Source organism: Candidatus Lokiarchaeum ossiferum, from assembly GCA_025839675.1.
In the GTDB taxonomy this organism is placed as follows: Archaea; Asgardarchaeota; Lokiarchaeia; order Sigyniarchaeales; family Promethearchaeaceae; genus Lokiarchaeum; species Lokiarchaeum ossiferum.
This window is the reverse complement of sequence record CP104013.1, coordinates 3,226,002-3,237,779: the sequence shown is the minus strand read 5'-3', so window position 1 is coordinate 3,237,779 and position 11,778 is coordinate 3,226,002. Positions and strand designations below refer to the sequence as shown.

The following is an 11,778-nucleotide window of genomic DNA, read 5'->3' as shown; positions in this document are numbered from 1 at the left end:
AAGAGTTTTTTGAGCATCTTTAATAAGTCGCTTCCCCGATTTGGATATCAACCAAGAGGGCAACTAATTTTCCAAAAGCTTTTGACAAGCGATGAAAGTAATATCCCAATGTAGATGCGCGTTTGCTATGGGAAAGTAACATAAATTTGCTTTCTTCAGTAGTTGTAATTATTGTGTAGCCATTTTCGCCCGTTACTACTAACTGTTTTAAATTTCCAAAATCCAATCCTTGAGATACTTTATTTGCCAAAGAGACTAAAGTTGCTGGACTTGCACTGTGTTGATCAACATCTGTAGAAGCGTGAGTAGAACTCGCTATTCTAAGGCCTGTTTTTGTTACTAAAGCCGTTCCCTCTAAATCCGTCGAACTTTCAAGTAACTCCAACATTCGATGTAAATCTATTTGCAAATCTTTATCAAGTTGTATTTCTGACAAATTCTTCACCCATTAATTACATAGGTTTTTTTGAGGTTTTAATTTTTTCCTCAACTGAAATTTTATAATTCAAATTCTCTAATATTCCATTTTTTATTATTATCATATCAATCTTTTTTTTTTTGGAATAAAACTTCATTTGTATTAGTCCATTTCATGAACTCGCTAGGGAGTGGTTCGAAATTATATCCACAAATACATTTCAAAGAATACGAATCGGAATTTTCTCCACATTTAGGGCAATATCTCTCATTACACTCAATACAAAAATCTGCAAATTTAATAATAGATTGGCACTTTGGACAAGGTTTGTCAATTAACAAATATTCCCATTTCTTTCTATCTGCATTTTTGTCAAGATTTTCAATTGTCGAAACTAATTCAGCTTCTGAATATTCTGAAATATCTCCCTTATGCAGTTTTTTATCTTCATAATGGGCTGGGATTGGAATATTTGCTAATTGATCACCCATTTCAATCCAATTTTTTAGTTTCTTGATTTTTTTTTGTTTTTGATCTTGATAATTTTGGATCAATTCTTTATTTATATAACGTTCAGGTGTCAAAGGATTCAAAATTTCTTGATATTTTTCAGTTTGAGTATTTTGCCACCAGCTCAGTTCAATGAACTTTGTTGGATTTTTAATTATCTGAAACCTTGCAACAAAGGAAATCAGGAGTAAAATAGAAATAATTACTATATTTGTAATAAAATATCGAATTACATCACTTAACAAAATAAAAACAGTAATAAAGGGAATAAATAATGCCAAAGTTTGAGTTAATTTGATTGTTTTTCGAGGATCTTCTTTGAAATTTACCCAACAATTAATACAAAATTGACCATTCCGACATTTTTTGCATACAGGAATTTTGCAAACCTTACAAAATTTAGTTTTCTTCATTTCCTGCTTTTTTCCACAGATTTTGCAATAATAATTGATCGTTTTTTTATTAGTCTCTTTTTTTTGAGAGATTTCTTCTTTAATTTGATTAAATGCTACTTCCAAATCCACATCAACCAAGTTTTCATCATCATTTTTTTCAAGATTTTCGACAATTTCATTGATAATTTGTTCTAAAGTCTTGTCATCTGTACTAATTATTATATCTGCCACTTCATGATATAATTCTTGTCGTGAAATGAGTAAATTTGTAATTTCTTTAATCGGATCTTCTTTATTAAGAAGGGGTCTCTTTTTAATCCCTTCTTCTTTTATTCGTTGAAAAATTGTGGAGGGTGTCGCTTCTAACAATATGATTATGGATGATTTTGATAAATACTCTCTATTGATTTTATCTAATATGGCTCCACCGCCGCAAGATATACAAGTATTGCTTAAACTTGTGCTTTCAATAATAACTTCTGATTCATATTTCCGAAATATCTCTTCTCCTTCATGAAAAATTTCAGGAATTGTTCTTTTTGCCTTTTTTTCAATCACTGCATCAATTTCCACAAATTTTAGGTTAAATTGTTGAGAGAATAATTTTGCTACGGTCGATTTTCCTGTCCCCATAAAACCAATAAACGCAAAATTTGATTTCATATGAATGAACAATGCACTTTCGGATTTCAAAATTTAGATTTGTGAACACTTGATGGAAAAAAAAAAATGGACAATAATTTTTTGTTAATCTATTTGGAATATATTGAATTTTTAATTCTCAAATGGCTTGTCTATTTTTTGTCGGACATTTATTCTTTTGAAATCGCATATATTTTTTTCTACTTCCATTGTTATCTCTCTCTTGCATTTAACGAACCCCTATGAATGTTTGTAGCTAAATAATTTGTTTTTTAGGCTATTTCAAATTGATGGGGAGAAATTGACGGATTTTAAGTAAATAAAAAATTCTGTCGGCTCACCATATTTAATATTTCACAGACCCTTCTTGATGATATAACATAGATTATAGTTGGATAGTGTTTCCTCAATATGATTTCTGCATCTGAATATTTAAGCCAAATTAATAAACAACATTCATTGTCCAGCGGTGATATTTTTTTGAATAAACTGTTAGGAGGAGGATTTCTTCCAGGGCTGGTTCATTTTCTACATGGGGCCAAACAACACCTTTCTGTAATATTGATGAAAACGGCTGTGAATTCATTCAAATCTTCTGTTGATGGTGGATTAGCTTCGAATCGTGTATTATATGTTGATGGAGAAAACCGTTTCAATCCATATTGGATTTCAAAGATGGCCATATCAAATGGTCTTAATCCTGAATTTGTTCTCCAGCAAATCCTCGTTGCTCGGGCTTTTACTTGGAATCAAATGGTTGAATTGATGGAGGAGAAGTTGATACTTCAGACTGACGAAAAGATTGATTTAATCTTAGTTGCTGGATTAACATCGATGTTCGAAGAAAATCTCTCTCAAAATGTTTCATCCTCACAGATAAATTTGTTGAATATCAAAACATATAACGATTTAAATCGGATTTTTTTGGGATTGAAACGTATTACCCAGCATTCTAATCCAATCATCGTTTTAACAGGACCTCGTCATTCTAAGTCAAATTATCGGCCTGCTGGAGGAAAATTACTTTCACATTTCAGCAATATTATAATTGGAGTTCGAGAATTTCCACGTTTTATTGAATATTCTTTAGATCAACATCCTTTTTATTCATATAATGTGCAAAGATCTTGGAAACCTGCTGAAATAAAAAAGGGGAGGTTAAATTCATCACGGGGTGGTGTTAAATCTCAAACAACTACTTTGGATTCATTTTTTACAAAAAAATTGATGCGATAAAGCAAGAAAAACAAAACTAGAAAGTTACTGTTTACTTGAAGAAGTAAAATGATTTGAGATGAAGTGACATTATGAAATCTTCAAAATTATATGATGCATGGATTTTGGATGCCCAAATCCACAAAGAAGGAATTAAGATTTGGCTTAAACTTCCTTCAGGTGATGTAATTGCAGGAATTCGTTCCTTTCATCCTTTTTTCTATGCTTCTTTTCCTTTTAGTATTTCTCCATCTTCTGAACAAAAATATCAAGAAAAAATAGCTCAGATCAGATCACATCCTGATATTTGTGAAGTTAATATATGTGATCGCAGAATTAGAGCTGAAGCAATTATTCCCTCCCCTTGTCTAAAAATAGTTGTTCAATCTCCTTTTAAGTTTAAAAAAACAGTAGAAACGATTCGAAGGTTGAACATTTTTGAACTGTTCAATGTAGATTTGCCTCTTGTACAGATCTTCTTTTATTCAACAGATTTGTTTCCATTTGGAAAAGTCAGGGTTGGTTTCAAGAAAAAAAACTCACAATTGTTTATTTCTTCTATACAATTAGCTGATTCAAATGAAGCTATTGACTATGATCTTCCTCCATTACGAATTATTTGGATGGAAATTCAATCGAAATCACATAATTTTGTGACTAGCACTTCTGATTCTCTCCATAGTATAAAATTAACATTAGATCCCGATAGTTCACCTATCGATCTTTCTCTAAGATTTTCGCGTGATATGATTTTCCAGGATGAACATGGTGCTCAACAAATAATTATTCAAGAATCTTCAGAATATGAAACTCTTGAATTCTTGCAAGTTGCAATAAAGCGTATCGATCCAGATGTCATTTTTACACATAAGGGTGATGAAACTATTTTTCCTTACTTGTTATCTCGTTGTTCTTTTTTGGATCTTATCAATTCATTCACACTTTCTCGGGATTCGACTCCTTTAAAATCAACCCGGTTCAGGATGAATGGTGCTGATAGCTATTTTTCTTACGGACAAATCATCCATCGAAGCAAAAATCAGTTCTATTTGAATGGAAGGCTTCACATTAATTCTAGCATCATGGGATCTTTGCATTTCGATGATGGAAATATTAATGGAATCGTTGAGATCGCGCGTATTTCATATATCACTCTCCAGAGACTTACACGTATAACTATTGGGGGAGCTCTTCAGTCAATTCAGTTTTATCACGCTTTTAAGCAAGGAATTTTAATTCCAGAGGAAAAAAAGAATGCAGAAATCTTCCGAAATGGATGGAATCTTTTGCTTTCAGATCGAGGGGGACACATTTTAAACCCTCAAGTTGGGATGTTTGATCGGGTTGCTGAACTCGATTTCACGTCAATGTATCCTAGCTTGATGGTTTTTTATAATGTTTCTCCTGAAACCTTAAATTGCCCTTGCTGTAAGCAAGATGGTATCAAAGTTCCAGGATTATCTTATTATACGTGTAAAAAACGAACTGGGGTTGTGCCTCTTTCCTTGCGTCTCCCGTTAACTAAGCGCATGCATTACAAAAAATTGGCAATTTCCAGCCACGGAAGAATAAAAAAGAAATATGATCAAATGCAAACTGCGCTGAAATGGATATTAGTTGTTTGCTTTGGATATCTTGGATTTCGAAATGCTCGATTTGGCCGTATTGAGGCTCATCAAGCAGTTTGTGCTTATGCTCGAGAATTTCTGATAGATGGTATGGAGATAGTTGAAAAACATGGAATTCACTACTTACATGGAATTGTTGATTCACTCTACGTCCAATCCCCTCAATCAATGAGTATGGAGAATTTTCATGCAGAATGTCAAAAAATTACTCAAGAAATCACACAAAGAACAAATATTCCCATTTCTTATGATTCTACGAAAGATTACTTCCAGTTTATTTCTTTTTTACCAACAAAAGCAGATCCATTAATTGGTGCTCTTAATCGTTATTGGGGGATAAAACCTTCAGGAAAAGCAAAAGTTCGAGGCTTAGAGCTTAGAAGGCATGATTCACCTATTTTAATTAAAAAATTTCAAGAAGAATTAATGCGTGTTATTGGCTCTTCCTCTTACAGGCATAACTTTGATCAGCTGTTGAAACAGACTATTATTCCTGTGTTTAAAAAATATGTTGCATATTTAGAATCGGGTACCGTTAGTATTGATGATCTGGCAGTAAATATTCGTTTGACTCGTCGACCAGAACAATATAGTGTGTTGAACTATCAAGCAATAGCAGCCAAGCATTTACAAATGGCGGGTTTACCGCTAGGAGCAGGACAAAAAATCTCGTTTATTATTGTAGATGATTGTGCCCCTAATAAAATGGATCGAGTTTTACCTGTTCAAATTTATCGTGAACGCGGTAAGAATTATGATATTGGGAAGTATAAAGAACTTTTATTGCGAGCTTTTGTTAATATGGTTCCATTTGTCTTGTCCAATGAGATAAAAATGCAGTTATTACAATGTAATCTTCCATTTATCGGGCAAAGTCTTCCTAAACAACTTTCAATCAAAAATTTTCTCTGATTTTCTAAATCTCAGAATGTAAATCTTTTAGAGTAAATATAAAAAGTCCTATTACTTTCCATATTTAAGAACACGATTTGTGGTTCTGATACCGATCAGTGGATAGATTGATGACGATAGAAAAAAAATTGGAAATTAAGTTTAAGTTTAATTTATGACTTTTTATAGTTACGCTGAAATCTATTCAAATTCCACTCGGAAATATCTAAATTGAAGAAATCTGGGATGAAAGGGTCATCCTTTTATTTTAAAAAGTCATCACCCTCTCCCTTTTTTTATTGTCGGATGTTCAAGATAAGCTATTGACTATGATATTGTACGGAGAAGAATATTCACAAATTAATGGTAAAATTAAAGAAATTGATACAAAATTTTTTCATATTTATGTCGATACTCTCAAACGAAGAATAATTGTGCCAAAATATATTGTAAAAAATGATCTTTCGTTAATTTTAGATGAAACTCAGGTGATTCAACTTCCAAATTGGTTTTTACGAAAGAATAAGATTATTGGTTTTTAATAATCATTGGTAAATTTCTTAAAAACTGATTCAATCTCTTCCTTATTTGCAATTTCAGGATTTCGCTGAAAATGAGAGAGTTTATCACTTGAAATACGAGGCCAAATGTGAAAATGAAAGTGAGGAATCACCTGCCCCGCCGCAGGGAAATTATTTTGAACAATATTAAATCCTTCACAACCAAGTTTTGTCTTGATAAGATTTGCAACTGTTTTTAAATCATTAAAAAATGGTAGAATCTCATTTTCTGGGATATCAAGAAGATTGTAATAATGATTTTTAGGAATCACAACTGTGTGGCCTTCACTTACAGGTGCAATATCTAAAAAAGCAAGGGTAAATTCTGATTCAAAAACCTTGTAACTAGGGATCTCACCAGCAAGAATTTTACAAAATAAACATTCGGGATCGTTCATATGTATCAAGTCTAAGTACTTTTTAACTTGTTATAACCATTTTGTTTTTTGATTATTAATTTTAAAATTAAAAAAATTACTTGGTGGGGGTTTATTAATACATCCGCTATCAGAAGTAACTATGCTTTTTTCAATGTTGAAGGAAAAATTAGAAAAATTAGCACCAAAAAATCTTGAATTTAGTGATGAAACTTATGGATTACAATTCGGTTCCCTAATGAAAGATCAAAATTTGCATAATATTGCAATATCACTCGAGTGTGATAAAGAAGTGATTATGAAAGCCCGAAAACTTAAATCACATATAATTATTTCGCATCATGGTCTAACTGATCAGTCAATGACATATTTTAATGATGGTATTTACAATGAGATAAAATTACTCTCACTGAGCGATATTAAATTATTTGTTATCCATCGACCATGGCACAATGCGAAGGGAGGAATTTCAGATAATTTAGCAAAACAAGCGGGCATCAATATTGAAGGAACTTTTCGAATTTCTAAAAATGAAAGAACATACTCTCTAGGTAGATTCGGTTTTCCATACCAAGAGAATACATCTGTGGAATCAATATGTACCACATTGAAAAGAAATTTAAGATTATCTTTTATACAAATTGCTGGGAACCCAAAGAAGACTGTTAAGAAGGTTTTAGTGAAAGGAGGCACTGGAATTGAAAGCCGTCATTTCATCGATATAATTCGAGCAGGTTGTAACACCATTATTTCTGGTGAATTTACTTATCAAGAAGCCCAAATAGCAAAAAAAATGGACTTGAATCTAATTGCAGCATCGCACTATTCAAGTGAAAAACATGGGATGGAAAATCTGCAGAAAATACTATCTTTAGAGTTCCCCAGAGATAATTTTTATTTTATCGAGACAGCTGAACCAGTATTAATCATCTAATAAGAATTCATAAATTACTAATAAACATTGAATGAATAAGTTGATCTCGATGGAAAAAAAAGGAGAATTATTACAAGTAAAAAACATTCTTGACCATGGATTTGTTGAACTCGTAGATGTACTTGGTTCTGATCAAGCTATTGTAAATGCTGCGCGCACATCCTATGATAAAGGGACAAAAAAAGTATCTTCAACCAAACAGCTAATCAGATATTTAATGAGACATCAACATTCTGGTCCATTAGAATTTGGAGAGCTGGTTTTTAGAATTCGTTGTCCACTTTTTGTGGCGCGACAATGGTTTAGACATAGAACAGGGTCCTATAATGAAGTTAGTTTGCGATACTCTGAGGCAACTGATGAGTATTATGTTCCAAAATCTGAATGGATTACTACTCAAGATAGAAGGAATAGACAAGCGAGAACTGGAACTGTTCTCAACGATTCTGAGTTAATACGAGATGAATTTAATTCTGATGCTAACGATTTATTAAAAAAGTATAATAATTATTTAGAAAGAGGTGTGGCGAGAGAAATTGCACGAATTAATTTACCTCTTTCTTTATATACTACCTTTTGCTATAAATCAGACCTTAGAAATTTGCTCAATTTCTTAACACTTCGAACCGATTCTCACGCGCAATTTGAGATCCGCGAGTATGCAGAAGCAATGGTAGAAATGGCTGAAAAATTTTTTCCGATAACGATTCAAGCATGGCGGGATTATATGAAAAACTCTTTGCATTTTTCTTTTCCTGAATTGAATGTTCTCAAAAAAATATTGTCCGAAGCAAATATTGACATAAATGAAAAAGTATCAGAATATTTTGATAAAAATAAAACACCATCGTTAGCTGAGTTAGAAAAAATCGAGTTTAAGGATAAGATTCGCACATTAATGGGTGATTCTATTTCATTAGATTACCTAAAAAAAAAAAATGATTGAGTTTTCCCAAAAAAATAAAATTTGGGTTTTCTTTTATTTTTAGTGAGATATTATGAATAAAAATAAATCGAGAGCTACGCTTTCTGATGATAAGTTGACAGTAGAATATGAAAAAGAGGAATTTGTTACTTCGTTACCCAATTTGGCATCTGAAATGTTGGAAAGTAATAAAAAAGCGACAGTACCAATTTCTGGTATTCGACAAAACCCCCAAAAACCAAAAGATCCAACTGCAATTGATTTCATTAGAAGATGTTCAACAAATGAACAAGCTATTGAGATTATTGATTATTTAGAGAATAATGGTGAAATATCTTATGATCAAGCGCTGGAGTTTCGAACCCGGTTAGAATCCGAAGGTTTATTGTCTTTTGGAAAACACAAATCTCGAGGATTTTATGAAAGAGAATATAGAAGATAAAAAATTATTCAACAAAATTAGGAATTATTATGGAAACCTTGAACTTTTGAGGATAAGCAACAATATATTCCATTAATTTCTTAATTTCATCATCTGGATCCGTTGATTTTTTACAATAATCGACAAATTTTTCAGGCCCAATAGCGACTAAATTTCCGTTTAAATCTTTTTCGCGTTTTAATAATAACCAAAACGGGATATTTTTTTCGTTATCTTTAAACATTACTAAAACCCAAGAATTATGTGTCCAATCCTTTTTATCAGGGCCCAAAATTTTTTCAATTCCTTTGCCAATTACATATTTTTTGATCATCTTCACGATATTAAGTAATTCATCAAAGAAATTCCGATGGACAGTAAGATATCCTTCTAAAAATTCATTAATATCTGCTAATATAAGATCCTCTTTGGGTTCATCTGCAATTTTTACTGTTATCTGCCATTGCTTCATAGATATTTCTCACTTCTTTCTGGTTTGTATAATGTTCTAGATAAATATAAAGATTGCCAAGTAATAGACATATTAAATCTAGAAATAAACAAAGAAAAAAAAACGCTTAATTCAGAAGATCTGGAACTTCTTTCGTTTCATATCTTATAAATCCACCTAATTCAGCTTTGAGCAAATCACGAACGGCTACTCTGATGGTTTCAGATCGGTTGGGGTAGGCTTCATTTGTAACTAATTTGTCAATTCCAGCAAGATAAGCTTCCGGCAAGTGAACTGTTATTAATCTCATTTTAAATCAAATCCTATTCGATATACGTGAATAATATCTAAATAATATGGAGAAATAAAGCTAATTAATATTGCATATTATGTAGAGATATATATTTTATCGAATTTTGTCTGCATCGAAGTAACGAATATAAATTGAAAACTCAAATCTTTGTATTTTAAGTCTTAAAACTGAATTTTGAAAAATTAACCTTTCAATTTCATTATGACAAAATAATTGAACAACAAGTTTAAAAAATTTTCATAATTTGGAGAATATAGTGTAAATGATGTCGCGAAAAAGTATTTCAATATCTATCTTATTACTTTTCTCCGTTTCAATAATCTCTTCATCCATCTTAATGGGTTCTGCTCAATCGGGTAATTGGAGTCGTACGGAGATTATTTCAAACAATCTTAGTAATTCTCCCGAGATTAATGGTAATATAGATGATTCATGGTTGGCTGAAGGTATCAATTCTTCAGTATGTTATTTAGATTTACAATTTAAACTTTTTGTACAACATGATGAGAACAATCTATATTTTCTGATTGAAACAGATTTTATTTGTACCTCATCTTCTGAAACATTCTCAATTCAAATTTCTTCTGATAATTCATCTGAAAATTTCTATGATAAGAAGCAAATTACGATGTTGAATGCTGATGAAAAGGGGAATGAGACTTCTACCAGTCAAGACTTATTTTTATCTGATGGGGAATATGTAACAGATTCTGATGCAAGTTCTACTGTCTCATTTGAAGGAAAAGCAAGATATAGCAATACTACAAACCCTGAGACTAGATATTATGAATTTAAAGTTAAATCGAATTCAACAAATTCAAGTCAAGATGCTATAATTGTAGGAAGAGGTACTTATGCCATCAAAGTTGGATTAAATTTTACAAATGAAGTGATATATGAATCTGACCCATTATTAATTCAAATTGGACGAGAATCTAGTGCAACAGATGATACAGTTATAGAGGTAGATATAAATGTCGAAAAATATATAATAATCGTTATGATTTCTGTTTCAAGCATTTTTGTTGTGTATGGCCTTGTCTTAATGTCTTCCAAATCAAAAGTTGGAGAAATTCGTGAGGGGGGAAAGTAAAATGCCAAAAATTGAAAAAAAGAAAAAAACTCGACAAGAAAAATTACGTGATTTAGAAAATCAAAAAGCAATATTGAAACAATCTATGTTTAAGTCATCTTTCATAACATATCTCATTGCTGCTATATTTTTGATCATTTCATTTTTATTCAATGGATTAGCTATTAATGGGTGGGTTGATTTGGTTAATGAAGCAGCACTTAAAGTTGAGAATAATGAAGGAATGCCCTTTATTTATATTGCAGATATCCTTATCAAAACAATTTCAATCATTGCATTCTTCTTCTTTACTTTAATTTCAGTTGCTAATTATCGAGAATTATCTGGATATTTAATGTCTTGGAAAGAATTATTGGTACTATTAATAATTACGTTAATTCAAGCAACTACAAGTGGGTTAATTTTTGTGATTTGTGCTTGCGGAGTTGCGATTGTCCTAACATATATGTATTTTATTCAAGGGAAAGTTAACAACGAATTAGATATTGAATAAGTCAAATATCCATCCTTTTTTTGCACTTTTTGTTTTTCTTTAAATATTATAATGGAGTAAATGCTTTTTCCTTTCTTATTAAATCGCGAACTGCGTGCCTGATTGCTTCAGATCGATTTGGATAGAGTTCTTCTTGAACCAATTTTTCAAGTCCCTCAAGATATGGTTCCGGAAGATTTAATGTAATTAATTTCATCAAAGAATATATAAATAAATTTTTATTTATTCCTGAACAATATCGTGATGATACCGGAAATGGTGTTTATGCAAAAAAAGGTTTCAAATAAAACTTCCATAACAAGCAAAACTAATAATATCAGTGAAGAAAATACAATAGAGGATGTATTTGAAGAAGATCAATTAGCAGAAAGCCTAGATCACTTTGGAGCTGTTGCTGGAAATCTTCAGAAAATAATTCAGTCCTTATCATCTACTGTGGAACGATTAGAAGGGAAATTACATAATCTGGAAAAAAGAATTGAAGAAACCGAAAGAAAAAAAGAATCTTAGTT

General features: G+C 31.4%; 15 protein-coding genes. 9 read left to right on the top strand and 6 right to left on the bottom strand.

Annotation, left to right across the window (positions count from 1 at the left end; all coding sequences use genetic code 11):
- Window positions 1-19 precede the first annotated feature (19 nt).
- Together NEF87_RS13755 and NEF87_RS13750 are read right to left on the bottom strand one after the other, a co-directional pair.
- The gene (locus tag NEF87_RS13755) at window positions 20-436 is read right to left on the bottom strand and encodes a roadblock/LC7 domain-containing protein (RefSeq protein WP_371801998.1); all 417 of its coding nucleotides are present in this window, start codon (window positions 434-436) and stop codon (window positions 20-22) included.
- 107 nt (window positions 437-543) lie between these two features.
- Window positions 544-1,986, bottom strand: coding sequence for a shikimate kinase (locus tag NEF87_RS13750; protein ID WP_457916251.1), 1,443 nt, complete (start codon window positions 1,984-1,986; stop codon window positions 544-546).
- 390 nt (window positions 1,987-2,376) lie between these two features.
- On the opposite strand from NEF87_RS13750, the gene NEF87_RS13745 reads away from it, so the two are divergent.
- The 3 genes from NEF87_RS13745 to NEF87_RS13735 all read left to right on the top strand — a co-directional run bounded on the left by NEF87_RS13745 (window position 2,377) and on the right by NEF87_RS13735 (window position 6,241).
- A complete protein-coding gene (locus NEF87_RS13745) occupies window positions 2,377-3,201 on the top strand; it encodes a hypothetical protein (RefSeq protein WP_457916250.1) in 825 nt (274 codons plus the stop codon).
- Window positions 3,202-3,272: 71 nt separating this feature from the next.
- The gene (locus NEF87_RS13740; protein ID WP_457916249.1) at window positions 3,273-5,720 is read left to right on the top strand and encodes a DNA polymerase domain-containing protein; all 2,448 of its coding nucleotides are present in this window, start codon (window positions 3,273-3,275) and stop codon (window positions 5,718-5,720) included.
- Window positions 5,721-6,028: 308 nt separating this feature from the next.
- Window positions 6,029-6,241 carry a hypothetical protein gene (locus tag NEF87_RS13735; RefSeq protein ID WP_457916248.1) on the top strand — a complete coding sequence of 71 codons (213 nt, stop codon included), beginning with the start codon at window positions 6,029-6,031 and terminating at the stop codon, window positions 6,239-6,241.
- Here the strand turns inward: NEF87_RS13735 and NEF87_RS13730 are convergent.
- Window positions 6,238-6,657 (bottom strand): HIT family protein, encoded by a 420-nt coding sequence (locus tag NEF87_RS13730; protein WP_457916247.1) that lies wholly within the window; start codon window positions 6,655-6,657, stop codon window positions 6,238-6,240. The two genes, NEF87_RS13735 and NEF87_RS13730, sit on opposite strands and share 4 nt — an antisense overlap.
- A gap of 121 nt (window positions 6,658-6,778) precedes the next feature.
- Here NEF87_RS13730 and NEF87_RS13725 point away from each other — a divergent pair, with 121 nt between their 5' ends.
- From NEF87_RS13725 to NEF87_RS13715, 3 genes are read left to right on the top strand one after another with little or no spacing between them, the layout of a single operon-like run.
- Entirely contained in the window at window positions 6,779-7,570 is a 792-nt protein-coding gene (locus tag NEF87_RS13725; protein WP_457916246.1) for a Nif3-like dinuclear metal center hexameric protein, read from the top strand.
- 49 nt (window positions 7,571-7,619) lie between these two features.
- Window positions 7,620-8,516 carry an FAD-dependent thymidylate synthase gene (thyX, locus tag NEF87_RS13720; protein WP_457916245.1) on the top strand — a complete coding sequence of 299 codons (897 nt, stop codon included), beginning with the start codon at window positions 7,620-7,622 and terminating at the stop codon, window positions 8,514-8,516.
- 52 nt (window positions 8,517-8,568) lie between these two features.
- Window positions 8,569-8,937: a DUF2095 family protein gene (locus NEF87_RS13715; protein ID WP_457916244.1), complete on the top strand. Its 369-nt coding sequence runs from the start codon at window positions 8,569-8,571 to the stop codon at window positions 8,935-8,937.
- A gap of 4 nt (window positions 8,938-8,941) precedes the next feature.
- On the opposite strand, the gene NEF87_RS13710 is transcribed toward NEF87_RS13715, so the two are convergent.
- Window positions 8,942-9,388: a hypothetical protein gene (locus tag NEF87_RS13710; protein WP_457916243.1), complete on the bottom strand. Its 447-nt coding sequence runs from the start codon at window positions 9,386-9,388 to the stop codon at window positions 8,942-8,944.
- Window positions 9,389-9,494: 106 nt separating this feature from the next.
- Window positions 9,495-9,677: a ribbon-helix-helix domain-containing protein gene (locus NEF87_RS13705; RefSeq protein ID WP_371801988.1), complete on the bottom strand. Its 183-nt coding sequence runs from the start codon at window positions 9,675-9,677 to the stop codon at window positions 9,495-9,497.
- A gap of 265 nt (window positions 9,678-9,942) precedes the next feature.
- Here NEF87_RS13705 and NEF87_RS13700 point away from each other — a divergent pair, with 265 nt between their 5' ends.
- Together NEF87_RS13700 and NEF87_RS13695 are read left to right on the top strand one after the other, a co-directional pair.
- Complete coding sequence (locus tag NEF87_RS13700) at window positions 9,943-10,773, top strand: hypothetical protein (RefSeq protein ID WP_457916242.1); 831 nt, start codon at window positions 9,943-9,945, stop codon at window positions 10,771-10,773.
- A 1-nt stretch (window position 10,774) separates the two neighbouring features.
- Window positions 10,775-11,266 (top strand): hypothetical protein, encoded by a 492-nt coding sequence (locus NEF87_RS13695; RefSeq protein WP_457916241.1) that lies wholly within the window; start codon window positions 10,775-10,777, stop codon window positions 11,264-11,266.
- Between the two features lie 46 nt (window positions 11,267-11,312).
- On the opposite strand, the gene NEF87_RS13690 is transcribed toward NEF87_RS13695, so the two are convergent.
- Window positions 11,313-11,462, bottom strand: a complete 150-nt coding sequence (locus NEF87_RS13690; RefSeq protein ID WP_371801985.1) for a ribbon-helix-helix domain-containing protein — start codon at window positions 11,460-11,462, stop codon at window positions 11,313-11,315.
- A gap of 68 nt (window positions 11,463-11,530) precedes the next feature.
- Here NEF87_RS13690 and NEF87_RS13685 point away from each other — a divergent pair, with 68 nt between their 5' ends.
- Window positions 11,531-11,776, top strand: a complete 246-nt coding sequence (locus tag NEF87_RS13685) for a hypothetical protein (protein ID WP_457916240.1) — start codon at window positions 11,531-11,533, stop codon at window positions 11,774-11,776.
- The last annotated feature ends 2 nt before the right edge of the window (window positions 11,777-11,778 follow it).